Genomic DNA, 25221 nt, shown 5'->3' on the forward strand with positions numbered 1-25221 from the left:
CGGCCGTCACGCGTCGGCGCGCGCCTTCAGCACGGTCCATTCGACCGCGACCGGATCGTGGTCGGCGCTCGAGATCCACGCAGTGCCGTCCTGCACAGTGCACTGCAGACGCATCGTGCGCTCGGCGAGGCGCCCGAGCGCTGCCGCGACGCCGTCGGCCAGCGACAGCACCTGCACGTTGCGCAGCCGCTCCACCTTGCTGCGCACACCCTGCCACCAGATATCCGAGGTCTTGCCACCGTATGCGATCACCGTGACCTGTCCGGCACGGCCGGACGCCTTCGAGATGCGCCGTTCGTCGGGCTGGCCGGCTTCGATCCACACGTCGATCGCGCCCGTCAGGTCCTTTTGCCACAGATCGGGCTCGTCGACGTCCGACAGCCCCTTGCAGAATTCGAGACGCTCGTGCGCGAACAGCGCGAACGCGACGATGCGCACCATCATCCGGTCGTCGGTTTCCGACGGGTGACGGGCTACCGTCAACGCGTGATCGGCGTAGTAGTGCCGATCCATGTCGGCGATTTGCAGCTCGGCTTTGTAGATCGTGGATTTCAGCGCCATGCGGATACGGCCCGGGTGGGCATTCGGTTCGGTCGGGCCGTGATGATACCGAATGCGCGCCGCCTGGCGCTCGACATGCGTTCCACAGCACGACGGCCCGGCATCGGCCGGGCCGTGTGGGGCCGTGTCGCCGGCGGCTCGGGCCGGCGCACGGGTGCGAGAGGTGCGCGTGCGGGTTACTGCTTGACGAAGCGCGAATCGGTCCAGAGACCCTGCTGGTCGCCGTTGTCGGCGCTGACGAACTGGACGTCGCCCTGATCGACCGACACCACGCGGAAGCGCTGGCCTTCCGGCACCGACAGGCAACGGTAGTCGTCGAAGTACTGCTGCTTCGCCTGCGACTTGCCGTCACGTTCGTGACTCAATACGGAGTCCAGATTGTCTTTCGACAGACAGCCCCACGCATTCTTCGTCAGCTGGATTTCCTGCTTCGGCTGGACAGCCGCATCGCCGCCCGCCTGGGCGATCGACACCACGGAAAATGCACCGACGAGGGCAAAAAGGACACCGGTTCGCTTCATCATGTTCTGTCTCCAGGCTTGCAGGCAGGCTGGGTTAGCTATGTGTTTAAAGGTGATCGTGAACCCGCGTTTTTCACTTTAGAAGACCGGCAAGCGATATCAAGCACATTTGTTGTGCGATCGCAATAGCGGCGAATTGTCGCACCCTGTGCGCACGCGCTTTTCGCGTGCCGCGCAGCGCCTGCCGGCCGGCGACCCGCCCCGTGTCGCCGGGCGCAGAGCGTTGTCCGACAACGCTTTCAGCAAAGTTACAATGCACCCGTTGAACGGTTTGGATAATTCATTTCGATATCAGGACCATTTTGATGCATTGCACACAAAGTCATCCGAAACGATATGAATTTACCGCAGTGCAAGAGCCGATTTACCTGATACAAGAAAAATGCCAGGTATAAGCGCGTTCGTATTTACCCGTATTTTCCCGAGTGGTCCGGGGCCTGCGGCAGCGGGGCCGCAGGCCATGTTCGTCCGTGTTTTTTTACCCGGCGTTATTCAGACCGATTGCGGACGCTCGAAATAATCGCGCTGGAAGATGCACATGCGATATGCGTTGTGATACGCGCCGTTTCCGAAAAATTCTTCCTTCAATTCCGCCTCGTGCTGGAATCCGCATTTCTCGTACACGTGGATGGCCGCCGCATTAGACGTATCGACGATCAGGTACAGCTTGCGCATGTTCAGCACCTTGAACGCGTATTCGATCGCGAGACGCGTCGCCTGCCCTGCATAGCCACGCCCCTGGCATTGGGGCGCGATGATGATCTGGAACTCGCCGCGACGATGGATGTAGTCGAGCTCGATCAACTCGACGAGACCGACCAGTTCGTCCCGCGGATCGACCGCGACGAAACGGCGCTCGCGCTGGTCATGCACGTGGCGGTCATACAGTTGCGACAGCTCGGAGAAGGTTTCGTACGGCTCCTCGAACCAGTAGCGCATGATCTTTGCGTCGTTGTTCAGCTCGTGAACGAAACGCAGGTCCTGGCGCTCCAGCGGCCGCAGTGCAAGCGTGTGCTTGTCGTTCTGAAGTTGCATGTTCGTGTCCTTTTTGATGCCCGCGCGTACGTGAAACACCCGTGAGGCGCCGCTGCGAAGGGCGCGCGTTCCGCACTGTAAGAAGTTGACCGCGGGCGAGGTTCAGAGCCTAGAATGGGAGTAAGGGTTCCTGCCACCGCAAGGAGGCTATCGTGATCGAGCAAGTCATACTCGGCATCTTTCTCGTGCTGCCACTCGTGATCGTGGCTGCGCTGTTCTCCGACGAACTGTGGCAGGAACATCGGCGCCAGCATCCGCGCGACGAAAATGCACCGCATATCGACTGGAAGCATCCGTGGCGCCGGGCGCGGCGCGGACACTGAGTCGATCGCCCTCACCGCAGGACTCCGTTCGGGCGGAGTACTCCGAACGGTGCAGCCCCCTTCCGCAACGAACCGATTCCCGCTCAATCAGCGAGACGCCGACGTGAACGACAAACCCGCTCTCCCTCCGCACGACATCCCCAGCGAAGCGATCGACCTGCAGATCGCCGACGTGCTGGCCGCCGTCCGCTACCCCGCGAACAAGGATGCGATCGTCGACGCCGCGCGCGACGCCGGCGCGAGCAACGAAGTACTGTCGATGCTCGACGGCCTGCCCGAACAGGACTATGCGGACGTCGATGCCGTCACGCGCTGGGTCGCCGGCAACTTCGGTCCCGGCCTCGGTATTTGAGCGCACGCGAATAACGCGATAGGATCGGGCCGCACCGGTCGCGCCGCGGCCGGATGCATGCTGCCCGGCGCCAAGACCGGGTGTGACCGCACGAGCGCCCGGGGGAATCCATGGAAGGTATCCTGATCCAGCATACGACGCGTCGTCAGCTGTGGTTCGGCGCGCTGACAGCGCTCGTCATCGTGCTCGCGCTCGGGATCGCCGTGCCGCGCGCGAACGTCGCGCTGCCGGCCGTCGAGCCGTTCATGCCGATGTGCGCGCTCACCGTGTTCACCACCGCGAGCATCGCCGCGTTCTTCCTCGGCGCGCAGTTCACCGTGACGCGCCAGCCCGTGCTCGGTGCGCTCGGCGGCGCCTATGCGTTCACCGCGCTCGCCGTCGCGCTGCAGCTGCTCACCTTTCCCGGCGTATTTGCGCCGCATGGCTTGCTTGGCGCGCGTCCGCAAACCGCCGCGTGGATGTGGATCTTCTGGCATGCGGGCTTTCCGTGCTTCGTGATGGCCGCGCTGCTCGCGCGCGAGCGACTCACGCGTGCGCCGGTCGGCGCGGCGCAGACACGCCGGTGGGCCTTCGCGCTGGTCGGCGGCCCGGCCGTCGCGGCCGCGCTGTTGTGCGTGCTCGCGCTGAACGTCGCGCTGCCGCCCGCGTTCCATCCGCCGGGCGACGCGGCCGTACTACCCGTCAACGGGATTGCACTGGCCGTGTGGAGCCTCAATGCGCTCGCGCTCGTTGCCGTGGTGGCCTCGGGCCGGCTGCGCACGACGCTCGATCTGTGGCTCGCGATCGCGGTGCTCGCGTGCCTCACCGACACGACGCTGAACCTGCTGACCACCAACCGCTTCACGATCGGCTGGTATCTCGCGCGCGTGTTCAGCATGTTCACGCCCGGCGTGCTGGTATGCGTGCTCGCCTGGGAAGTGACGAAGTTGTATCAGCAACTGTTCGAGGCGCACGCGACGCTGGTTCGATCGTCCGCGCGCGACGGGTTGACCGGTGCGTTCAACCGCAACCACTTCAACGATCACTTTCACACGCTGTTCCTGCAGGCGCGCCGGCAAGGCGAATCGCTGTCGCTGCTGATGGTCGACGTCGATCACTTCAAGGCATACAACGACGCGTTCGGCCACGTGAAGGGCGATGCTTGCCTGATCGCGGTCGCGAATGCGCTGGCCGGTGCGGTACGGCGTCCTGCGGATATCGTCGCGCGCTACGGCGGCGAGGAGTTTGCGATCGTGCTGCCGAACACCGGCGCGCGCGGTGCGCGGGTCGTGGCCGAAGAAGCGCGCGAAGCGGTGCTGCGGCTCGATCTCGCGATGCCTGCGTCGCAGCCAGGACGCGTGAGCGTCAGCGTCGGCTGCGCGACCGTGGCGGCCGATGACCTGTCGACACCCGATGCGTTGATCGAAGCCGCCGATGCCGCGCTGTACCGCGCGAAGGATGCGGGGCGAAACCGCGTCGTCGTGGCGTGAAAACGTCTGCGGATTGGGAAATTGTTACGGTCATTGTGACCGGAATAATCCGCCGTTACGGATTGCGGGTCAGGGAAACGATCGCTTACAGCCAGTGTTGAGGACGCTCGCTATGCTGGGTTCATGTCGAATCCGAGCAGGTGAACGTGATGAAGAAAGCCCTTTTGCTGATTGCCGGCGTGGTCGTGCTGTTGAGCGGCTGCGTCGTGGTACCGGATGGTGGCGGGTATTACGGTGGTGGCGGGTATTACCATCATCATCGACATTGGGATTGATGTTGCCGGTTCCCGTCTTCGCCCCCGCGCGCCTGCAGTCGCGCGACGGGCGCCTCGACTGGCCCGTTCTCTCATCCGAGCCAGTCGCCTGAGCATCGCACGCGGTCGCGCGACTGCGACGTCGGCAACTTGCTCACGTCGCCTTGTACCGCTTCGCATACTCCGCAGTGAGTTCGATATATTGGCGGCCGTACTCCTTGCTGTCGCAGATCGCCGTCCCCTCGAAAAACTCGTTCCACGTCTCGATGTGCACCATCGTCGGCCGAGGGTCCATCGCGAGGATTCGCTCCCAGTTTCGTCGATACAGCGCGCCTTTCTCGCGTGGCACTTCGATCGGATGACGTGACGACAGGTTCTTCTGGCTGTAGCCGGGCCCGATAGACACGACGCCTCGGAAAGTCGGACAGATTGCCGCGCTCCAGTAAAACGTGCTGTCGAACGGACCTGGATAGAAACGGCCGAGATAATAGAACAGTGCATACGACACCAGCGCGTCCGCGGTCGGATACTGCTTCACGAAGGCGAGTAGCGCCGATCTCCGGTCCCGCATCTTCAGGCGAACGCGCAATTCGTCACGCATCGCACCGTCGGTCGACGTGGTCGAACAGGTTCGGCACTGCGGATTCGTGCATCGCCACAGCACACGCTGCAATACGCCTTCGACCAGTGCATCCGTGCTCGAGCCGCTGAATCGGTAGAACGCGTCGGACGCCAGCAGGTCGGCGAGCAGCACGTAGTAATCGCCGCCCTGGACGAACCTGCGGACCGGTGCATGTGACGTGAGCTGGGTCTGCAGCGTATCGAACGACTGCCCGATCGGCATGAGCCGCTGATGGAGATCGGCGGCGAGCGCCACACGCGCAGACGCCGTTCCCAGCAGCGTGTGCGCTGCCGCGACCCGCCCTCGTGCATTCGCGATCGGCCCGAGCGCCCGCAACTCGTCCTGCGTCGGCGCGCGGCGATAGATCTTTTCATAGAGGCGATTGACGAAACCGGTCGTCGACTGGCCGGCCCGGCCAAAGAACTCGTTGCCGCCAAGCAGATCGGCAAGCTGATCCAAATAGGACGTGTTCACGAAGCGCGATGCGATCGACTTCAGGCCGCGCGGATCCGTGACGCGTGGCGCCTCCTCTTCGGAGGCCGACACGATATACGGATCCACACCGAACTCGAGCTGGAACCGGTGACGCACGAACGGATAGAGATCCTCGCCGACGTGCTTTGCGAAGCTCGGGTGATACACGTAGATGACCGGCCGCCCTTCGATGCACGCCCAGTGCTCGGGCGGCACGATCGAGAAGAAGTTTCGAACCGTCTCGTAGAACCACGCCTTGCCCGCATACACCGCCGAATCGACGTGCCACGACTTCGCATTGTTCGGCGTCAGCGTCGTGGTGTCATAGAACATCCCGACCCGCGGCACCGCCTGCCCGCTCTGCTTGCGCCGGTTCAGCGCCGCGACGATCTGGACGAGCCCCGGATCGCTGAAACGGGATGGCCGGTTCGCACTGATTTCGGCTTGCGTCAGGTCATCCGCGCTCGCGAAGGGCGAGCCGAAATACACCGGGAGGATCACGTCGATGCCGGCACTGACGACGTCGCGCAATTGCTCGTCGTGCCAGGCCGGCAACGTGTAGCTCAACCCCTTCAGGTCACTTGGCGTGACCGCGAACGCATACTCGTCGCCGCTCGCTTGCGCACCATCCGGGTTCTTCAGGTAGTCCGCGCCGTTGATCACGTCATACCAGTAGAAATACGTCGTGCAGACGACGCGCTCGTCGCCGCAATAGCTAGGCGGCGGATCCTGCAGATCGACCGGCACGTTCAGTTCGCCCGACGCGTCCCGCCAACCCGGCGGCGCCCTGCGCAGGACCGACGGATCCCATCCGAGGCACGCGGTCGATGCCAGATAGGCCGCCGCCTTCGCGCGCGATGCGCGGGTATCGGCGACCTGCCCGGCACGCGCCACACGCGCGCCCTTCGGCGCGGGCAATGCATGCGCCTTCGATTCGTCACGCCGGCTGACGGATACCGCCCGCTCCGCCAGCTTCAGACGCCTCGGCGACAATCGCGACACTAGCGGACGCGCCTCCATCAACAGTTCGTACGCGACGACATTCAGGCCGATGTCGCCGCTGAGGTATTGTTCGGCCCGGCGCTGCAACCGTGCCCGCACCGCCGGATCGAGCGAGTCGACGCCCGCGGCGGCCATCAGGCTGCCGAGAATGCGCATGCTGTCGTTGCCGGCGATGAACGACGTGCGTGCCGCTCGCTGATAGAAGGCGTCGCTCGCCAGCACCGCGGCGATCACGCGCCCCGTGGAACCATCGCCGCCGAACTGGGTGACATCCGCTGGAACCGCGGCACGAGACAGGTATGCGCCGACTGCATACTCGACCTTCGTCGAGACAGCGGCCCGGCTCCCCAGCAACTGTCGCGCGATTCGCCCCGCCGTCGAGCCTGCCGACGATGGCATCCATGTCGTCGACGCTCGACCGCTCGAGCACATCGCACGCGAGTGCCGTCACGTACATGCGGTTGCTGCTGCCTGCCCGGACCTCGTAATACTCGTCGGATGACAGTATCGCGACGATGGCATCGTCGAGGCCGCTCGTGCGCGCCACCTCGCTCAGCGATTGCCCGCCGCCCTGATCGGGTTCGCGCCCGAGCAAGCCCCGGTAGAGATTCGCGACCAGAAACCGGCAGCAATCCGGACTGACCAGCACGGAATGAAGCAGCGCCTCCCTCCCGCTAGTGTCCAGCACGCGCTGCCATTGTTCCTTCTCGTCCTCGGTCGGCACGCGCCCGGTTGTCGCAATGGCGACCGCATTGATGTACATCCCATCCAGCCCGCCCGAGCGGGCATCGGCCGGCAGTGAAATCAGAATCGAAGGAGAAAGGGCGAGCGTCCCGATAAATGCCCGTCGCGTAGTCAAAGCCGTCTCCGTAATTTGTCTGTTTATGGATTTGTTGACGGCTCTATCAGCGCCCAGCGGATTCAGGTCACGCAACACGTCCTCGTCGCTTCGGGAAACGAAGCGACGAAATCGCGAAAAAACACCAGACAATTTGCCGTCGAAAGGACAGTAATTGGAGCGCGTTACTTTGACAACCCCGGACAGTGATCAGCTGTTTCAGCTGTGGCATGGGGTATTCGGATGACCGCCGTCGTGTGGTTCGCTCCCAGTGCAGCAGGCCCGGATGAATCGCAAACGAAAATCTTTTACCCGGTGGGATAACGCGGAAAACCCGGCCCGGATTACATCGTCGATCACGACGGCACTCATCCCGGCAACGGGACGGTTTTTCGTGACGCGTTACTTCCCGATACAAAACCTGCTGAAAATCACCCCCAGCAGATCATCCGAAGTGAACTCGCCGGTAATCGCATTGAGCTGCTCCTGCGCGAGCCGCAACTCCTCCGCAAACAGATCGAGCGACTGCGCGCGCTGCTCCGCATGATCGGCCGCCTGCGCCAGATGCTCCCGCGCCGCCCGCAACGCGATCAGATGCCGCTCGCGCGCCAGATAAACGCCTTCGGCACCCGCCTGCCATCCCGCGATGCGCAGCAGCTCCGCACGCAGCATGTCGATCCCGTCGCCACGCTTCGCCGACAGATGCACCTCGGTTAGATCACCTTCCGCCGCCGGATGCTCGACGCACGCCGGCACGCCAGTGAGATCGGTCTTGTTCAGCACGCGCACCACCGGCACGCCGCCCGGAAACCGCGCCGCGATCGTCTCATCATCCGCCGTCATCCCCGTGCGCGAATCGAGCAGATGCAGTACGACGTCCGCGCGCTCGATCTCGCTCCACGTGCGTGCAATCCCGATCCGCTCGACTTCGTCCTCCGTCTCGCGCAACCCGGCCGTATCGATGATGTGCAGCGGAATCCCTTCGACCTGGATCGTCTGCGCGACCTTGTCGCGCGTCGTGCCGGCGATCGGCGTGACGATCGCCAGCTCCGCGCCGGCAAGCGCATTCAGCAGCGACGACTTGCCGACGTTCGGCTGCCCCGCCAGTACGACCGACAGCCCCTCGCGCAGCAGCGCACCCTGCCGCGCATCGCCGAGCACGTGCGCCAGTTGCTCGCGGATCTTCGCGAGCTTGCCGCGCGCATCGGCCGCCTCCAGGAAGTCGATTTCCTCTTCCGGGAAATCGAGCGTCGCCTCGACCAGCATCCGCAGCGTAATCACGTCCTCGACGAGCGCATGGATCTGCCGCGAAAACGCGCCGTCGAGCGAGCGCCCGGCCGAGCGCGCCGCCGCCTCGGTACTCGCCTCGATCAGGTCCGCGACGGCCTCGGCCTGCGCGAGGTCGAGCTTGTCGTTCAGGAACGCGCGCCGCGTGAACTCGCCCGGCTCCGCGAGCCGCAGCCCGAAGCTTCGCCCCGCATCCAGGCAACGCTGCAGCAGCAGCTGCATCACGATCGGCCCGCCATGCCCCTGCAGTTCCAGCACATGCTCGCCGGTGTACGAGTGCGGCGCGGGGAAATACAGCGCGATCCCGCGGTCGAGCGGCGCGCCGTGCTCGTCGAGGAACGGCACGTAGCTCGCATGCCGCGGTGCGAGCCGCTGCCCGCACAACACTTCGATCAGCGGCCGCGCGGCCGCCTCGCCGACGCGCCCGAACGATACGCGGACGACGCCGATGCCGCCCCGGCCGGCAGCAGTGGCAATGGCAACGATCGGATCGGAATCGGTAGCGAGCATGGGAATCGGACGAATCGGGTAAGCAGACAGTGAATGGTGCGCCCGCGCAACAGTTGCGGGCATCGAGACGCCGGCATTGTAGCGTGCCGGCCCGCAGGCCACCGGACGCGTCATCGGTTTCGAACTCGCCCGAATTTATCCCGACGGAGCTAAGTCGAGTATCAATCCCGGACAGCCGTGTACTGTCCATTTCGGACGAGTATGCCCGTCAGAGCGGCCCAACACCGGGGCCCCCAATTCCGCCGTATGCTCCGCGACAGGTTGAGATTCATCCGAATAGGCTATGTTTAGCCTATATGGTTGTCTGAGACGCGTCGGTGAAATTGCACAATCACTCCATGCCGACACCCGAAGAAAAAGCAGCGTTCTCGGAACGCCTGAAATTCGCCTTGCGGCGCAGCCCGGAGAAGGTCACCGGTGCGACGGAGCTCGCGAACCGATTCAATCTGCGTCACCGTGGTGCGCAGCCGGTTTCGCCGCAAACCGCCCACAAATGGCTGACGGGCCGCACGATTCCGACGCCGGACAAACTCGACACGCTCGCCGAGTGGTTGCGCGTCGAACTGCACTGGCTGCACTATGGCCCGTCGCCGAGCGTGATCGAGCACACGACGCCGCAACCGTTGCCGCGTGACGAACGCTATCCGCCGACGCCCGAGACGATCGAACTCGCGTCGAAGATCGAGGCGCTGCCGCCGCATCAGCGTTACCTCGTCCAGGAACTGATCGAGCAGTTCTACGGCGGTGACGCGAAAATCGAAGCAAAGAAGGCCTGAACGGCGGCGGCCAACATACGCACGCGCCGCCGCGCCACCCGCCGGAAATGAAAAAGCCGCATGGATCGCACCATGCGGCTTTTTTACGTGCATCGCGAGCGGCTCACCGCCCGCGTGTGTCACGAGCGTCAGGCCGGCTTCTTCTTGACGCCGCCGAGCTTGCGCGTGATGTAGTACTGCTGTGCGATCGACAGCACGTTGTTCACGACGTAGTACAGCACCAGGCCGGCCGGGAAGAAGAAGAACATCACCGAGAATGCGATCGGCATGAACTTCATCATCTTCGCCTGGACCGGGTCCGGCGGGGTCGGGTTCAGGCTCGTCTGCACGAACATCGACACGGCCATCAGCACCGGCAGGATAAAGAACGGATCGCGCTGCGACAGGTCGTGGATCCACAGAATCCACGGCGCGCCGCGCATTTCGACCGACGCGAGCAGCACCCAGTACAGCGAGATGAACACCGGGATCTGGATCACGACCGGCAGGCAGCCGCCGAACGGATTGACCTTCTCGGTCTTGTACAGCTCCATCAGCGCGGCGTTCATCTTCTGCGGATCGCTCTTGAAGCGTTCGCGCAGCGCCTGCATGCGCGGCGTGATTTCCTTCATGCGCGCCATCGACTTGTAGCTCGCGGCCGACAGCGGGAAGAACACGGCCTTGATCAGCACCGTGAGCAGCACGATCGCCCAGCCCCAGTTGCCGACGAGCCCATGGATCTTCTCGAGCAGCCAGAACAGCGGCTTCGCGATGATCGTCACCCAGCCGTAGTCCTTCACGAGCTCCAGGCCCGGCGCGATGCCTTCGAGCATGCGCTCCTCTTCCGGACCGGCGAACAGGCGCGCCTGCACGTCGGCCGACTGGCCCGGCGCGATCGCGGCGACCGGCTGCTTCACGCCGACGCGATACAGCGTCGGATCGATCTTTTCAGCGTAGATGTCGCGCTTCGCACCCTGCTGCGGAATCCAGGCCGACGCGAAGTAGTGCTGCACCATCGCGACCCAGCCGTTGTCGGCGGAGGTCACGTAGTCGGCCTTGTTCTTGTCGAGATCGCTGAAGTTGATCTTCTGGAAGTGCTTCGCGTCCGTATAGACCGCCGGCCCGAGGAACGTATGCGAGAACATCGGCGTTTCGACGGCCGTGTTGTCGCGCACCAGTTCCATGTAGACCGTCGGCGTGACCGGTGCCGTGCCGACGTTGTCGATCTTGGTGTCGACGCCGATCACGTAGCTGCCGCGCGTGAACGTGTAGGTCTTCACGACCTTCACGCCGCCCTTCACCGGCGACTCGAACGACAGCTTCAGCGTGTTCTGGTCGCCCGTCAGCGACGTCGGGCCCGCATTGACCTGCGTGTAGACGTCGTTGTGGTTCGGGAAGTCGCCGCCGAGCAAGCCCGAGCGTGCGAGGTACGTGTGGCCGGCCGTGTGGTCGAACAGCGTGATGTACAGGTCGGGCTGCTTGCCGTCGCCCTGCTTCTTCAGCGTCAGCTTCGCGAGCGTGCCGCCGCGCGTGTCGATTTCGCCGTCATACACGTCGGTCGAGAACTTCACGAGCTGCGCCTGTGCGGCCGGTGCCGTCGTCGACGGTGCGGCGCCCGCTGCGGCGGCAGGCACTTCACCTGCGGTCGTCGTCGTCGCGCCCGTGCCCGATGCACCGCCGGCAGCCGCGGGGGCCGTCTGCGTTGCGCTCGGGAAGAACATCGACGGGCGTCCATGGGACCGCTGCCAGTTGTCGTACAGCATGACAGCTGACATGAAGAAGATCACCCATAGGACGGTGCGTTTGATATCCATGCGTTGTCTCAGAGTCGATGGGACCGCGCGTCGGCTTCGCCGCGAGCGCGAGTGTCGGAGTTGGGCGGCGGGACGAGGTCGATGCCGCCCGCGGAAAACGGATGGCATCGGCACACGCGCCTGACGGCGAGATACGTGCCGCGCGCGGCGCCATGATACTGGATTGCCTCGCGCGCGTAATCCGAACAGGAAGGATAAAAACGGCAACGGTTGCCGAGCATAGGGCTCACGGCAACCTTGTAGAAGCGCAGCAAGGCGATCAATACCGTTTCCATACCTTGGGCGGCGCCGTTCGACGCCGCGTCAAAACCGGCCGGGCGGGCGCGAACGCCGCACCGGGCACGGATGCGTCACTCGGACGCGGGCTTCGACGCCCGGCGGGCGATCTCCCGGACCGCCCTGTCGAGCAGTTCGCGGATTTCGGCCGCACACATCGCCGCGAGCGGGGCGGAAGCCGCGCTCGGCAGCGCTTTCTTGTCGAAGCGCGTGTGCTGCCGCAGCAGCAAGTCGTAACCGGCGAATTCGGCCCGGCGCAAGCGAAACGCGTCGCGCGCCAGCCGCTTCACGAGATTACGGGTTACTGCACGCGGCGCATACTTCTTGCCGACGACGAGCCCCAGGCGGGCAGGCTGGCCGGTCGGCTTGCCGTAGATCACGAAGTGCGCGGAGCGCCGCCAGGGGCGCAAACGAAAAACGGATGAAAATTCATCCGTTTTCAGAAGTCGCGCAGCTTTCGGGAAGGCGGCTTTCGTCTGCGACGGATTCGCACCCGGCTCGACGGTACCTTCCGCAGGACTGCGGACGGCGGACACAGCGCGCAACCTGCCTTAGATGGCGAGGCGCTTGCGGCCCTTCGCGCGGCGAGCGTTGATGACCTTGCGGCCACCTGCCGTCTTCATGCGGACACGGAAGCCATGGGTGCGCTTGCGGCGCGTCACGGACGGTTGGTAAGTACGTTTCATGATGTTCTCACTTGTTCGAGAATGTCGAAATTCAGGGGACCGCGTGCCCTTAACCGGAGGCATTCGGGCGAACGCAATCGCCGGGAATACAGGATTGGTTTTCGCGGAACCCGCTATTTAAACCGTTTTTCCGTTGACGGTCAATACTTTAGGAGTCGATCGCCTGTGCCGGCCCACTCCGATCCGGCCCCGCGACCCACAATCACAGCCTGTGGATAAGTCCCGCTGTGGCCGCGTTTGGCGTTAGAATCTCGCCTTATCTCCAAGAATCCCGCACGCCGCTTCGGCGCTCGCCTGCCTTTGCACGACTGTGACGCAGGCGTCCGAGGCACGCTCGCACGACCGCTTCGGGCCTTGTTGCGCAACCGCGACAAGGGCGCCGGCGAGCCGCACTGTGCACGCAAAAAACGACAGTTACTTGATGAACGAATTCTGGCAACACTGTTCCGCACTGCTGGAGCGCGAGCTGACGCCCCAACAGTACGTGACGTGGATCAAACCCTTGGCCCCGGTGGCCTTCGATGCGTCGGCGAACACGCTGTCCATCGCCGCGCCGAACCGCTTCAAGCTGGACTGGGTCAAGAGCCAGTTTTCGGGTCGGATCTCGGATCTGGCCCGAGAATTCTGGAACACGCCGATCGAAGTCCAGTTCGTCCTCGATCCGAAGGCCGGCATGCGCAGCGCCGCCGCCGGGGCAGCATCGGCCGCCCCGCGCGCGCCGCTGGTCCCGACCGGCCCGGCCGCGACGGTGGCTGCGATCGCCGCCAACCTGACCGCGAATGCTTCGGCTGCGCCCGCCGCGCCGGCTGACGTGCCCATGACGCCGTCGGCGGCCGCCGCGCACCACCTGAACGCCGACGACGCCGACATCGACCTGCCGAGCCTGCCCGCGCACGAAGCGGCCGCCGGCCGCCGCACCTGGCGCCCGGGCCCCGGTGCCGCGCCCGCGAACGGCGGCGAAGCCGATTCGATGTACGAACGCTCGAAGCTGAACCCCGTGCTCACGTTCGACAACTTCGTGACCGGTAAAGCGAACCAGCTTGCACGCGCCGCCGCGATCCAGGTCGCGGACAACCCCGGCATCTCGTACAACCCGCTGTTCCTGTACGGCGGCGTCGGCCTCGGCAAGACCCACCTGATTCACGCGATCGGCAACCAGTTGCTGCTCGACAAGGCCGGCGCGCGGATCCGCTATATCCACGCCGAGCAATACGTGTCCGACGTGGTGAAGGCGTACCAGCGCAAGGCGTTCGACGACTTCAAGCGCTACTACCACTCGCTCGACCTGCTGCTGATCGACGATATCCAGTTCTTCTCGGGCAAGTCGCGCACGCAAGAGGAATTCTTCTACGCGTTCGAGGCACTCGTCGCGAACAAGGCGCAGGTGATCATCACCAGCGACACGTATCCGAAGGAAATCTCGGGCATCGACGATCGCCTGATCTCGCGCTTCGACTCCGGCCTCACCGTCGCGATCGAGCCGCCCGAGCTGGAAATGCGCGTCGCGATCCTGATGCGCAAGGCGCAGTCGGAAGGCGTGAACCTGTCGGAGGACGTCGCGTTCTTCGTCGCGAAGCACCTGCGCTCGAACGTGCGCGAGCTCGAAGGCGCGCTGCGCAAGATCCTCGCGTATTCGAAGTTCCACGGCCGCGAGATCTCGATCGAGCTGACCAAGGAAGCGCTGAAGGATCTGCTGACCGTGCAGAACCGGCAGATTTCGGTCGAGAACATCCAGAAGACCGTCGCCGACTTCTACAACATCAAGGTCGCCGACATGTATTCGAAGAAGCGCCCCGCGAACATCGCGCGGCCGCGGCAGATTGCGATGTACCTGGCGAAGGAACTCACGCAGAAGAGCCTGCCCGAGATCGGCGAACTGTTCGGCGGGCGCGATCACACCACCGTGCTGCACGCCGTGCGCAAGATCGCCGACGAGCGCAGCAAGGACGCGCAGCTCAACCACGAGCTGCACGTGCTGGAACAGACGCTCAAGGGCTGAGCGCGCGAGGCGCGCTTGATAATTCGGCCTCCGCCCCAATTTAAGGGGGGCGGTTCGGTTTTAAGGCACAATACAGGTTTGACCGCCCCGGTGCGGCGGGCCAAGAGCCCGGCCGGCGGGGCGCTGCGAGGCTGCTGCGCTGCAGGCCGTTACTCAACGAAGGAACTCTATGCAACTGGTCAAGACCGAACGAGACACACTCCTCAGGCCGCTGCAAACGGTCAGCGGCATCGTCGAACGCCGCCATACGTTGCCGATCCTCGCCAACCTGCTGATCACCAAGAACGGCCCGGACGTTTCATTCCTGTCGACCGACCTGGAGCTGCAGATCACCACGCGCGCCGATTTCGGCGTCGGCGGCGACCAGGTGGCCACCACCGTCGCGGCCCGCAAGCTGCTCGACATCCTGCGCGCGATGCCTGACGGCCAGGTTACGCTGTCGCTCGCCGACAAGCGCCTCACCGTTCAATCGGGCAAGAGCCGCTTCGCACTGCAGACGCTCGCGGCCGACGAGTTCCCGACCGTCGCGCAGGCCAAGGATTTCGGCGCGACCCTGACCGTCCCGCAGAAGTCGTTCCGCCAGTTGCTCGGCATGGTGCACTTCGCGATGGCGCAGCAGGACATCCGCTACTACCTGAACGGCATGCTGCTCGTCGTCGACGGCGACCAGCTGATGGCCGTGGCCACCGACGGCCACCGCCTCGCGTTCTCGTCGATGAAGCTCGAAGGCGGCACGTTCGGCCGCCAGGAAGTCATCGTGCCGCGCAAGACGATTCTCGAGCTGCAGCGCCTGCTCGAGGACATCGACGACACCGTCACCATCGACATCGCGCAGACCCAGGCCAAGTTCACGTTCGGCCAGGTCGAGCTCGTGTCGAAACTCGTCGAGGGCAAGTTCCCCGACTTCCAGCGCGTGATCCCGAAGGCGCACAAGAACACGTTCGAGATCGGCCGTGAAGAGCTGCAGCGTTCGCTGCAGCGTGCGGCAATCCTGACCTCGGACAAGTTCAAGGGCGTGCGCTGCATCATTGCGCCGGGCCAGCTGAAGATCATGTCGACCAACGCCGATCAGGAAGAGGCGCAGGAAGAACTCGAAATCGCGTACCAGGGCGATACCGTCGACATCGGCTTCAACGTCACGTATCTGCTCGACGTGCTCGCGAACCTGAAGGTCGACACCGTGCAGGTGAGCCTCGGCGACGCCAGCTCGAGCGCGCTGATCACCGTGCCCGAGAACGACGAGTTCAAGTATGTCGTGATGCCGATGCGCATCTGACGCGCTCGACATCACAACACACACCAGGGGGCGGCAAGCCCCTTTGGCGTTTTTATGGCGAACTGACAACCCGTCCCTTTGGCGCCTTTTCGGCGCTTCGGGCAGGCCAGGAAACTGGAGCGGCCGGCGATTTCCCTCGCTGAAACGCACCGCGCCGCCACGAGAGTGGCCTCGCAGAACCGGAAGATATCCATGAGTGAACAGCACAATTCGCAACCCGATAACAGCAGCTACGGCGCCTCGTCGATCCAGATCCTCGAAGGTCTGGAAGCGGTGCGCAAGCGCCCCGGGATGTACATCGGCGACACGTCGGACGGCACCGGTCTGCACCACCTCGTGTTCGAGGTGCTCGACAACTCGATCGACGAAGCGCTGGCCGGGTACTGCAACGACATCCACGTGACGATTCACGCCGACAACTCGATTTCCGTGATCGACAACGGCCGCGGGATTCCGACCGACGTGAAGATGAACGACAAGCACGAGCCGAAGCGTAGTGCTGCTGAAATCGTGATGACGGAGCTGCATGCGGGAGGCAAGTTCGACCAGAACAGCTACAAGGTTTCCGGTGGTCTGCACGGCGTGGGCGTGTCGTGCGTGAACGCGCTGTCGAGCTGGCTGCGCCTCACCGTGCGCCGTGACGGCAAGAAGCGGTTCATGGAGTTCCATCGTGGCGTCGCGCAGGATCGCGTGCTTGAGATGGTGGACGGCGTGGAAGTGTCGCCGATGCTGGTGACGGGTGACACCGAGAACCGCGGCACCGAAGTGCACTTCATGGCCGATCCGACGATTTTCGGCACGGTCGAGTATCACTACGACATCCTCGCGAAGCGGATGCGCGAGCTTTCGTTCCTGAACAACGGCGTGCGGATTCGCCTCACCGATCTGCGCTCGGGCAAGGAAGACGATTTCGCGTTCGCCGGCGGTGTGAAGGGCTTCGTCGAGTACATCAACAAGACGAAGACCAACCTGCACCCGACCGTTTTCTTCGCCAACGGCGAGAAGGATGGCGTGGGTGTGGAAGTCGCGATGCAGTGGAACGACAGCTACAACGAGAACGTGCTGTGCTTCACCAACAACATTCCGCAGCGCGACGGCGGCACGCACCTGACCGGCCTGCGCGCCGCGATGACGCGTGTCATCAACAAGTACATCACCGATAACGAAATCGCGAAGAAGGCGAAGGTCGAAACGACCGGCGACGACATGCGCGAAGGGCTGTCGTGCGTGCTTTCCGTGAAGGTGCCGGAGCCGAAGTTCAGCTCGCAGACGAAGGACAAGCTGGTGTCGTCCGAAGTGCGCGCGCCGGTTGAAGAAGTCGTCGCGAAGGCGCTGGAAGAGTTCCTGCTCGAAACGCCGATCGACGCGAAGATCATTTGCGGGAAGATCGTCGAAGCCGCGCGTGCGCGTGACGCAGCACGGAAGGCGCGTGAGATGACGCGCCGCAAGGGTGTGCTCGACGGCGTTGGTCTGCCGGGCAAGCTCGCGGACTGCCAGGAGAAAGACCCGGCGAAGTGCGAAATCTACATCGTCGAGGGTGACTCGGCAGGTGGGTCGGCGAAGCAAGGGCGTGACCGGAAGTTCCAGGCAATCCTGCCGCTGCGCGGCAAGGTGCTGAACGTCGAGAAGGCACGCTACGACAAGCTGCTGTCGTCAGAGCAGATCGTCACGCTCGTGACCGCGCTTGGGTGCGGCATCGGCAAGGAAGACTACAACCTCGACAAGCTCCGCTATCACCGCATCATCATCATGACCGACGCGGACGTCGACGGTGCGCACATCCGGACGCTGCTGCTCACGTTCCTCTATCGCCAAATGCCGGACATGATCGAGCGCGGGTACGTGTATATCGCGCAGCCGCCGCTTTACAAGATCAAGGCGGGCAAGGACGAGCGGTATCTGAAGGACGACGTGGAGCTCAACGCGCATATGCTGCGGTTGGCGCTGCAAGGGTCGGAGCTGATGCCTGGTGAGAATGCGGCGGCGATTTCCGGCGATGCGCTTGGGGAGCTGGCGCGGTCGTATCTGCTGTCGCAGAGCGTGATCGAACGGTTGAGCCGGTTGTATGACCCGGCCGCGCTGGAAGCGGTCATGGACGGCGTGGTGATCGACCTCTCCAACGAGGCTTCGACGGAGGCTTCGGCGAAGGCGCTGCACGCTGCGTTGCACGACGAGGCTTTGAAGAACGAAGTTCGTGTCGTGCCTTCGTATGACCCGGTTCGCGAACAGCGGTCGCTGCATGTCGAGCGTACGCATCACGGCAATGTACGGGTTTCGGTCATCGACCAGGAATTCCAGCACACGGCGGATTATCAGCAGCTCGTGACCACCGCGAATACGTTCAAGGGGCTCATCGGCGAAGGTGCGGTCATCAAGCGTGGTGAGCGCAGCATAGCTGTGAACGACTTCAAGAGCGCGATGAAGTGGCTGCTTGCTGATGCGGAGCGGAACGTCTCGAAACAGCGGTATAAGGGGCTGGGAGAGATGAACCCCGAGCAGCTGTGGGAAACAACGATGGATCCGGCTGTGCGGCGCCTGCTGCGCGTGCAGATCGAAGATGCGATTGCTGCGGATGGGATCTTTACTACCCTCATGGGGGATGATGTGGAGCCGCGGCGGGCGTTTATCGAGAGCAATGCTCTGCGGGCCGGCAATATTGATGTCTAACGCAGTCTGCTTCTAATCGTATAGATATAAAAAATGAGGCCCATGAGTTAAAAAACTCATGGGTCTTTTCTATTAATAAATGAGTTTCACGATAAAACCTGAACACCCATCCCAATGGGATGGTCAGCTTAGTGAGGGGAAATTAAATTACTTCCACCGATTCAAATTTTTGATACAAAGAAGCAAGATCCTTTACCCCATCGGCTTATACACAACGCTGTCCGTCGCTCAAGCGTTCGGAGCAAGCCGTTTGAGATCAATGAGATGGGCCTGGGCTTGTAAACTTTCGGCGCGTCGCGTTTACTCTCGCTTTTTGCGGTGCGACACGTGTCGCCGTCAGCCACGCGTCAAGCGGCATGCTGTAGGCGGTAAAGCTCGTTTTTGCCTTGTCACGCGCTACGGTCGCAAGATGGACCCGGGGTGGTCTCAAGAATCAAGTGCAACGTTTAGCCAATCCGGCGGCAGTCAATTCCATCGCCATAGCCTCTTCAGGGGTTTTCCAGTTGAGGGTTTGGCGAGGGCGGCCGTTCATCAGTTTGGCAATGTCGTTCAATTGCATCTGGGTGACGCCTGACAGGTCGGCCCCCTTGGGCAGAAACTGGCGCAGCAGGCCGTTGGTATTTTCGTTGCTGCCCCGTTGCCAAGGGGCGTAGGGATCTGCGAACCAGATGTCCAGATTCAGTCGTTCAGCCAGCTCGACATGACAAGTCATTTCCGATCCACGATCGTACGTCAGGCTCTCACGCAGAAAGGCCGGGAGCTTCTTCATCTGGCGCGTGAACCCCTCCAGTGCGTCCTGGGCCGTACACCCATCCATGCGGCACAGCACGACGAACCGGGTCTTGCGCTCGACCAAGGTACCGACGCAGGAGCGATTGAAGGCGCCTTTGATGAGATCGCCTTCCCAATGACCGGGCCATTGGCGCGTTTCGATTGCCTCGGGTCGATGGATGATGCGCAGTTCTTCCGGTACAAAGCTCTTGCGGGCCAACGTCTTGCGCGCGTTGCCGCGCACCGGCTTGTTCTGGCGCAGGGCCTCGATCATCGCCTGCTTCAAGCCGCCGCGGGGATGGGTATAAATCGCCGCGTAGATCGTTTCATGACTGACGCGTTGCTCGGGATTATCTGGATGCATCTCGCGAAGTTTGGCAGCAATTTGCTGCGGCGACCAGCGCCGATAAACCAGGTCGTGATGCACTTGCCAGTACAGCGCGCTTCCTGTTGCCAGCTTCGCCGGACGCCGACTTCGCTCGCGGCGCGCCCGGTAGGCTCTAGCCGCGCTCGTGGCGTCATAACAGCGAGACGATTCCGTACGATTGCGTGCCAGTTCTCGCGTGATCGTCGACGCGCTGCGACCAAGCAGCCTTGCAATCGCCCTGACGCTCGTGTTTCTGGTCCTCTCGATCATGATCGCCGCGCGCTCTTCGGCGCTCAGATGCTGGTATTTCGTCATTGCAACACCCTACCTCATCCAAGGTGTTGCACTTGAAACTAGAGTCTAAGCTGTCCCAGTCTGGTCCGGCGAATCCGTAGCCCGGGGACTAAAAGAAGGGATAGCGGGTGGCAAGGCGGAAGGAGTACAGATCGCATTCGATCAGAGGGGCTTCGGTCATCAAGAATGTTTCAAGCATCCTTGGGCCAGATGGGCCACGTTGTACAGCATCGTCAAGATCACAAAGCATATCGGGACGCAGACATGAGTGCATCGATTCGATCCAGAAAAGCACTTCTTATTCAAATAGCGACATTTTCTCTAGGTTTGAGCGCTTGCACAAAGAATAATTTTTCGGAGTACGTTATGAATATCCCCGGGATGAATGATACCCGTCCATGGTGCATCGGCCGATTTGCTCTAGATCTTCCCAGAAATATCGATATATATAACCAGCAGTTCAAGTACATGGATTATACAATTGAGACTACCCGAGACGTACAGAAACAGTCATTTGCACAACAAGTTGATGCCAGGGAGAAGGAACTGAGAACGTCGCTTCGAATGGATATGACCGATGTTCCGAACACAACAAATAACGTCTGGCTTAAGGAGACGATTCGACCGAGCGACGATACGCGGCTCTTCATTTTCAGAAATGCAGACACACCCTCCATCGATCTTCCGTACAAAGCTGAGGGATATGCCTGGTCCAGCGATACCCTGTTCACTCTGAAGACCCTCATCGGTGCTCGATACGACGACGAGAACCTGCAAGTTGCTGGTCAGATTCTTCGTCACATCACCCCGCGGCGGGACTGGGAAGTCCCCGCAGACGGAGCGTTCTGCTTCAATGGAGGTGCGATCGGCGGCAAACCATTCCGAGGCTTCGACGCCACTTTATCAGTCGCACTCGTGCCGGGTACCGCATCCGTTTTCGTCGTTAAACTGCGCGAGTCAGTCGATGTCGATCGGCAAGCATCGCTGCTTGATGGGCTCCCCGCATTCGAGATCCAACTGAAATCGCTGACGGGTCGCTACAAGATCCTGCGAAAAGGCAAACGCCAGTTCGCCGGTATGCAGGCAGAGGAACTGCTGATGGCAATCAGCGAAGACGGCGTGCAGAAATATCACTTCTATCTGCTCGCTCCTGGCGTCGAACGCGACCTCTCGAAACCTCACACGGCGATTCAGCTGCTTTTCGGTGCAGCGCCCGATTCGATTACATCGGCGTCGGAGGCCACCTCTCCCGTCAACGAAGCGCAAGCGATTCAAGCATGGGACACGGTGCTGAACAGCTTCCACTATCGTGGCCCCTCGACCAAGTGAATCGGAGGCCTCCAAGTGAAGCGCTATGACATCCTGAAGGGCGACACCACGACGGCGGGCGGCTTGATCGAGGGCGGCGATGACAACGACCTGATCGGCGCCCGAGAACAGGCTTACGAGGGCGATCCAGTCTCGTGTCCTGCATGTCAGACGGTAGGCAAGATCGCATGTGATGGGCCACGCATCCGCACCAGCGGACCGGACGGACGCCAGGCGGCGCTAAGTGATGACTTATGCGTCTGCCAGTGTTCACCGGCGCCGCGTCTGATTGCTTCGCAGATCTCGTCGTTCATCGAAGTCTAAACCCGCCCGACAGATTTCCTGCGGCAGAAAATCCGAGCCACAAATGCAAAAACCCCCGCCTGTTCGGGCGGGGGTTTCTGGCTTAGGGAGCCTGACGATTACCTACTTTCACACGGGAATCCGCACTATCATCGGCGTAGAGTCGTTTCACGGTCCTGTTCGGGATGGGAAGGGGTGGGACCGACTCGCTATGGTCATCAGGCAAAGAGGGTTGTTGCGCTGCTTCGCAGCACAACCAATCTTGGAAGAAGCAGTAATTCAGGTTGTGTGTATCACACACGAGAATCCAACTTGTCCGACGCGCTCTCTAGCGCGAAACAGACTTGTTATAGGATCAAGCCTTACGGGCAATTAGTATCAGTTAGCTGAACGCATTACTGCGCTTACACACCTGACCTATCAACGTCCTGGTCTCGAACGACCCTTCAAGGGGATCTAGTCCCCAGGGATATCTCATCTTAAGGCGAGTTTCCCGCTTAGATGCTTTCAGCGGTTATCTCTTCCGAACATAGCTACCCGGCGATGCCACTGGCGTGACAACCGGTACACCAGAGGTTCGTCCACTCCGGTCCTCTCGTACTAGGAGCAGCCCCCTTCAAATATCCAACGCCCACGGCAGATAGGGACCAAACTGTCTCACGACGTTTTAAACCCAGCTCACGTACCTCTTTAAATGGCGAACAGCCATACCCTTGGGACCGGCTACAGCCCCAGGATGAGATGAGCCGACATCGAGGTGCCAAACACCGCCGTCGATATGAACTCTTGGGCGGTATCAGCCTGTTATCCCCAGAGTACCTTTTATCCGTTGAGCGATGGCCCTTCCATACAGAACCACCGGATCACTATGACCTGCTTTCGCACCTGCTCGACTTGTCGGTCTCGCAGTTAAGCACGCTTATGCCATTGCACTATCAGCACGATTTCCGACCGTACCTAGCGTACCTTCGTACTCCTCCGTTACGCTTTGGGAGGAGACCGCCCCAGTCAAACTGCCTACCATGCACTGTCCCCGACCCGGATCACGGGCCAAGGTTAGAACCTCAAACAAACCAGGGTGGTATTTCAAGGACGGCTCCACCGAAACTAGCGTTCCGGTTTCATAGCCTCCCACCTATCCTACACAGATCGGTTCAAAGTCCAATGCAAAGCTACAGTAAAGGTTCATGGGGTCTTTCCGTCTAGCCGCGGGTAGATTGCATCATCACAAACACTTCAACTTCGCTGAGTCTCGGGAGGAGACAGTGTGGCCATCGTTACGCCATTCGTGCAGGTCGGAACTTACCCGACAAGGAATTTCGCTACCTTAGGACCGTTATAGTTACGGCCGCCGTTTACCGGGACTTCAATCAAGAGCTTGCACCCCATCATTTAATCTTCCGGCACCGGGCAGGCGTCACACCCTATACGTCCACTTTCGTGTTTGCAGAGTGCTGTGTTTTTATTAAACAGTCGCAGCCACCAGTTTATTGCAACCCCTTCACCCTCTGCGCGCAGGCGCATCAAGCTACAAGGGCGTACCTTATCCCGAAGTTACGGTACCAATTTGCCGAGTTCCTTCTCCCGAGTTCTCTCAAGCGCCTTAGAATACTCATCTCGCCCACCTGTGTCGGTTTGCGGTACGGTCATCGTTAGACTGAAGCTTAGAGGCTTTTCTTGGAACCACTTCCAATTGCTTCGCTCCCTAAGGAGCTCGCGCCACACCCTTGAATTACGCACCCGGATTTGCCTAAGTGCCTTCTCCAATGCAGCGACCGGGACTTCCAACACCCGGACAACCTTCCGCGATCCGTCCCCCCATCGCATCTAACAATGGTGCAGGAATATTGACCTGCTTCCCATCAGCTACGCATTTCTGCCTCGCCTTAGGGGCCGACTCACCCTACGCCGATGAACGTTGCGTAGGAAACCTTGGGCTTACGGCGAGGGGGCCTTTCACCCCCTTTATCGCTACTCATGTCAGCATTCGCACTTCCGATACCTCCAGCACCCTTTACAAGGCACCTTCGCAGGCTTACGGAACGCTCTCCTACCATGCGAGCAAAGCTCGCATCCGCAGCTTCGGTATATAGCTTAGCCCCGTTACATCTTCCGCGCAGGACGACTCGATCAGTGAGCTATTACGCTTTCTTTAAAGGGTGGCTGCTTCTAAGCCAACCTCCTGACTGTTTTAGCCTTCCCACTTCGTTTCCCACTTAGCTATATTTGGGGACCTTAGCTGGCGGTCTGGGTTGTTTCCCTCTTGACACCGGACGTTAGCACCCGATGTCTGTCTCCCGTGATTGCACTCTTCGGTATTCGGAGTTTGCTATGGCGGGGTAATCTGCAATAGACCCCCCAACCATGACAGTGCTCTACCCCCGAAGGTGAGACACGAGGCACTACCTAAATAGTTTTCGGAGAGAACCAGCTATTTCCAGGTTTGTTTAGCCTTTCACCCCTATCCACAGCTCATCCCCTAACTTTTCAACGTTAGTGGGTTCGGACCTCCAGTACGTGTTACCGCACCTTCATCCTGGCCATGGATAGATCACCTGGTTTCGGGTCTACGCCCAGCAACTGAACGCCCTATTCGGACTCGCTTTCGCTACGCCTGCCCTATACGGTTAAGCTTGCTACTGAACGTAAGTCGCTGACCCATTATACAAAAGGTACGCCGTCACCCCTTACGAGGCTCCGACTGTTTGTATGCATGCGGTTTCAGGATCTATTTCACTCCCCTCCCGGGGTTCTTTTCGCCTTTCCCTCACGGTACTGGTTCACTATCGGTCGATCACGAGTATTTAGCCTTGGAGGATGGTCCCCCCATCTTCAGACAGGATTTCACGTGTCCCGCCCTACTTGTCGCACACCTAGTTCTTTCATACTGTTTTCGCCTACAGGGCTATCACCTGCTATGGCCGCACTTTCCAGAGCGTTCGGCTAACAATACAAATAAAGAGTGCAAGGCTCATCCCATTTCGCTCGCCACTACTTTGGGAATCTCGGTTGATTTCTTTTCCTGCGGTTACTTAGATGTTTCAGTTCACCGCGTTCGCTTCACATGGCCTATGTATTCAGCCATGGATACTCCAAAAGGAGTGGGTTTCCCCATTCGGACATCTACGGATCAAAGCTCGTTTGCCAGCTCCCCGTAGCTTTTCGCAGGCTACCGCGTCCTTCATCGCCTGTGATCGCCAAGGCATCCACCACATGCACTTGTTCGCTTGACCCTATAACGAGTCTGTCTTGCGACAGTCGCTACAGGTTGAGTTCTCGCGTTGTGCCGTATTCCAATTGAGTCAAACATAGAGTTCGAATCATCTTGAGATACATCGATACAATCACAACCCGGATAACTTCCACGTCCATCTCAAGACGCTTCCGCTATCCAAATTACTTACTTCTTCCAGATTGTTAAAGAACGACAGCCGATACATACTACGTATCCTCTGAC

At 61.3% G+C, this 25221-nt stretch carries 20 protein-coding genes and 2 rRNA genes; 10 read left to right on the forward strand and 12 right to left on the reverse strand.

Features of this window, described 5'->3' with window-relative positions:
• Positions 1–6: 6 nt before the first annotated feature.
• The 3 genes from AC1Z3W_RS36175 to speG form a co-directional block, all read right to left on the reverse strand.
• Positions 7–561, reverse strand: a complete 555-nt coding sequence (locus AC1Z3W_RS36175) for a YaeQ family protein (protein ID WP_057924663.1) — start codon at positions 559–561, stop codon at positions 7–9.
• A gap of 176 nt (positions 562–737) precedes the next feature.
• Positions 738–1085: a surface attachment protein Sap1 gene (sap1, locus tag AC1Z3W_RS36180; RefSeq protein ID WP_057924664.1), complete on the reverse strand. Its 348-nt coding sequence runs from the start codon at positions 1083–1085 to the stop codon at positions 738–740.
• Positions 1086–1574: 489 nt separating this feature from the next.
• Complete coding sequence (gene speG / locus AC1Z3W_RS36185) at positions 1575–2117, reverse strand: spermidine N1-acetyltransferase (RefSeq protein WP_057924828.1); 543 nt, start codon at positions 2115–2117, stop codon at positions 1575–1577.
• A 152-nt stretch (positions 2118–2269) separates the two neighbouring features.
• On the opposite strand from speG, the gene AC1Z3W_RS36190 reads away from it, so the two are divergent.
• The 4 genes from AC1Z3W_RS36190 to AC1Z3W_RS36205 all read left to right on the forward strand — a co-directional run bounded on the left by AC1Z3W_RS36190 (position 2270) and on the right by AC1Z3W_RS36205 (position 4536).
• Positions 2270–2440 carry a hypothetical protein gene (locus tag AC1Z3W_RS36190; RefSeq protein ID WP_162840546.1) on the forward strand — a complete coding sequence of 57 codons (171 nt, stop codon included), beginning with the start codon at positions 2270–2272 and terminating at the stop codon, positions 2438–2440.
• 103 nt (positions 2441–2543) lie between these two features.
• On the forward strand, positions 2544–2792 hold the full coding sequence (locus tag AC1Z3W_RS36195; protein WP_057924665.1) for a DUF2795 domain-containing protein: 249 nt from the start codon (positions 2544–2546) through the stop codon (positions 2790–2792).
• Positions 2793–2902: 110 nt separating this feature from the next.
• Positions 2903–4261 carry a GGDEF domain-containing protein gene (locus AC1Z3W_RS36200; protein ID WP_124833729.1) on the forward strand — a complete coding sequence of 453 codons (1359 nt, stop codon included), beginning with the start codon at positions 2903–2905 and terminating at the stop codon, positions 4259–4261.
• A gap of 149 nt (positions 4262–4410) precedes the next feature.
• On the forward strand, positions 4411–4536 hold the full coding sequence (locus tag AC1Z3W_RS36205) for a hypothetical protein (RefSeq protein WP_260428269.1): 126 nt from the start codon (positions 4411–4413) through the stop codon (positions 4534–4536).
• Positions 4537–4669: 133 nt separating this feature from the next.
• Here AC1Z3W_RS36205 and AC1Z3W_RS36210 read toward each other — a convergent pair whose 3' ends face one another.
• Together AC1Z3W_RS36210 and mnmE are read right to left on the reverse strand one after the other, a co-directional pair.
• Positions 4670–7012 carry a DUF5010 domain-containing protein gene (locus AC1Z3W_RS36210; protein ID WP_175825845.1) on the reverse strand — a complete coding sequence of 781 codons (2343 nt, stop codon included), beginning with the start codon at positions 7010–7012 and terminating at the stop codon, positions 4670–4672.
• Between the two features lie 841 nt (positions 7013–7853).
• On the reverse strand, positions 7854–9248 hold the full coding sequence (gene mnmE, locus AC1Z3W_RS36215) for a tRNA uridine-5-carboxymethylaminomethyl(34) synthesis GTPase MnmE (protein WP_057924669.1): 1395 nt from the start codon (positions 9246–9248) through the stop codon (positions 7854–7856).
• Positions 9249–9586: 338 nt separating this feature from the next.
• Between mnmE and AC1Z3W_RS36220 the strand changes: the two genes are divergently transcribed.
• Positions 9587–10024: a helix-turn-helix domain-containing protein gene (locus tag AC1Z3W_RS36220; protein WP_057924670.1), complete on the forward strand. Its 438-nt coding sequence runs from the start codon at positions 9587–9589 to the stop codon at positions 10022–10024.
• Between the two features lie 128 nt (positions 10025–10152).
• Here AC1Z3W_RS36220 and yidC read toward each other — a convergent pair whose 3' ends face one another.
• The 4 genes from yidC to rpmH form a co-directional block, all read right to left on the reverse strand.
• Positions 10153–11817, reverse strand: coding sequence for a membrane protein insertase YidC (yidC, locus tag AC1Z3W_RS36225; RefSeq protein ID WP_057924671.1), 1665 nt, complete (start codon positions 11815–11817; stop codon positions 10153–10155).
• An 8-nt stretch (positions 11818–11825) separates the two neighbouring features.
• Positions 11826–12092 (reverse strand): membrane protein insertion efficiency factor YidD, encoded by a 267-nt coding sequence (gene yidD, locus AC1Z3W_RS36230; protein ID WP_006750110.1) that lies wholly within the window; start codon positions 12090–12092, stop codon positions 11826–11828.
• A 75-nt stretch (positions 12093–12167) separates the two neighbouring features.
• Positions 12168–12629, reverse strand: a complete 462-nt coding sequence (gene rnpA, locus AC1Z3W_RS36235) for a ribonuclease P protein component (RefSeq protein WP_006756936.1) — start codon at positions 12627–12629, stop codon at positions 12168–12170.
• 15 nt (positions 12630–12644) lie between these two features.
• Entirely contained in the window at positions 12645–12779 is a 135-nt protein-coding gene (gene rpmH / locus AC1Z3W_RS36240) for a 50S ribosomal protein L34 (RefSeq protein ID WP_004198824.1), read from the reverse strand.
• A gap of 421 nt (positions 12780–13200) precedes the next feature.
• Here rpmH and dnaA point away from each other — a divergent pair, with 421 nt between their 5' ends.
• The 3 genes from dnaA (at position 13201) to gyrB (ending at position 18721) form a co-directional block, all read left to right on the forward strand.
• Positions 13201–14778 (forward strand): chromosomal replication initiator protein DnaA, encoded by a 1578-nt coding sequence (gene dnaA / locus AC1Z3W_RS36245; protein WP_221624176.1) that lies wholly within the window; start codon positions 13201–13203, stop codon positions 14776–14778.
• 169 nt (positions 14779–14947) lie between these two features.
• Positions 14948–16054, forward strand: a complete 1107-nt coding sequence (gene dnaN / locus AC1Z3W_RS36250; protein ID WP_006756934.1) for a DNA polymerase III subunit beta — start codon at positions 14948–14950, stop codon at positions 16052–16054.
• A 192-nt stretch (positions 16055–16246) separates the two neighbouring features.
• On the forward strand, positions 16247–18721 hold the full coding sequence (gyrB, locus tag AC1Z3W_RS36255; RefSeq protein ID WP_483509466.1) for a DNA topoisomerase (ATP-hydrolyzing) subunit B: 2475 nt from the start codon (positions 16247–16249) through the stop codon (positions 18719–18721).
• Between the two features lie 433 nt (positions 18722–19154).
• Here gyrB and AC1Z3W_RS36260 read toward each other — a convergent pair whose 3' ends face one another.
• A complete protein-coding gene (locus AC1Z3W_RS36260) occupies positions 19155–20174 on the reverse strand; it encodes an IS30 family transposase (RefSeq protein WP_483507661.1) in 1020 nt (339 codons plus the stop codon).
• A gap of 345 nt (positions 20175–20519) precedes the next feature.
• Between AC1Z3W_RS36260 and AC1Z3W_RS36265 the strand changes: the two genes are divergently transcribed.
• Positions 20520–21482: a T6SS immunity protein Tli4 family protein gene (locus tag AC1Z3W_RS36265; protein ID WP_483509467.1), complete on the forward strand. Its 963-nt coding sequence runs from the start codon at positions 20520–20522 to the stop codon at positions 21480–21482.
• Positions 21483–21497: 15 nt separating this feature from the next.
• Entirely contained in the window at positions 21498–21785 is a 288-nt protein-coding gene (locus tag AC1Z3W_RS36270) for a PAAR domain-containing protein (RefSeq protein WP_175825807.1), read from the forward strand.
• A gap of 89 nt (positions 21786–21874) precedes the next feature.
• Here the strand turns inward: AC1Z3W_RS36270 and rrf are convergent.
• Positions 21875–21987 (reverse strand): 5S ribosomal RNA (gene rrf, locus AC1Z3W_RS36275).
• Positions 21988–22115: 128 nt separating this feature from the next.
• Positions 22116–24997 (reverse strand): 23S ribosomal RNA (locus tag AC1Z3W_RS36280).
• Positions 24998–25221: the final 224 nt, after the last annotated feature.

The organism is Burkholderia sp. 10_S31 (genome assembly GCF_056930375.1).

Bases quoted from the DNA above. Each gene is read 5' to 3' on its own strand.
- mnmE (WP_057924669.1), bottom strand. From the start codon at position 9,248: ATGCTCGCTACCGATTCCGATCCGATCGTTGCCATTGCCACTGCTGCC.
- dnaA (WP_221624176.1), top strand. From the start codon at position 13,201: ATGAACGAATTCTGGCAACACTGTTCCGCACTGCTGGAGCGCGAGCTG.
- speG (WP_057924828.1), bottom strand. From the start codon at position 2,117: ATGCAACTTCAGAACGACAAGCACACGCTTGCACTGCGGCCGCTGGAG.
- dnaN (WP_006756934.1), top strand. From the start codon at position 14,948: ATGCAACTGGTCAAGACCGAACGAGACACACTCCTCAGGCCGCTGCAA.
- gyrB (WP_483509466.1), top strand. From the start codon at position 16,247: ATGAGTGAACAGCACAATTCGCAACCCGATAACAGCAGCTACGGCGCC.
- AC1Z3W_RS36210 (WP_175825845.1), bottom strand. From the start codon at position 7,012: ATGCCATCGTCGGCAGGCTCGACGGCGGGGCGAATCGCGCGACAGTTG.
- AC1Z3W_RS36260 (WP_483507661.1), bottom strand. From the start codon at position 20,174: ATGACGAAATACCAGCATCTGAGCGCCGAAGAGCGCGCGGCGATCATG.
- yidD (WP_006750110.1), bottom strand. From the start codon at position 12,092: ATGGAAACGGTATTGATCGCCTTGCTGCGCTTCTACAAGGTTGCCGTG.
- sap1 (WP_057924664.1), bottom strand. From the start codon at position 1,085: ATGATGAAGCGAACCGGTGTCCTTTTTGCCCTCGTCGGTGCATTTTCC.
- AC1Z3W_RS36265 (WP_483509467.1), top strand. From the start codon at position 20,520: ATGAATATCCCCGGGATGAATGATACCCGTCCATGGTGCATCGGCCGA.
- AC1Z3W_RS36200 (WP_124833729.1), top strand. From the start codon at position 2,903: ATGGAAGGTATCCTGATCCAGCATACGACGCGTCGTCAGCTGTGGTTC.
- AC1Z3W_RS36220 (WP_057924670.1), top strand. From the start codon at position 9,587: ATGCCGACACCCGAAGAAAAAGCAGCGTTCTCGGAACGCCTGAAATTC.
- AC1Z3W_RS36175 (WP_057924663.1), bottom strand. From the start codon at position 561: ATGGCGCTGAAATCCACGATCTACAAAGCCGAGCTGCAAATCGCCGAC.
- yidC (WP_057924671.1), bottom strand. From the start codon at position 11,817: ATGGATATCAAACGCACCGTCCTATGGGTGATCTTCTTCATGTCAGCT.
- AC1Z3W_RS36205 (WP_260428269.1), top strand. From the start codon at position 4,411: ATGAAGAAAGCCCTTTTGCTGATTGCCGGCGTGGTCGTGCTGTTGAGC.
- rpmH (WP_004198824.1), bottom strand. From the start codon at position 12,779: ATGAAACGTACTTACCAACCGTCCGTGACGCGCCGCAAGCGCACCCAT.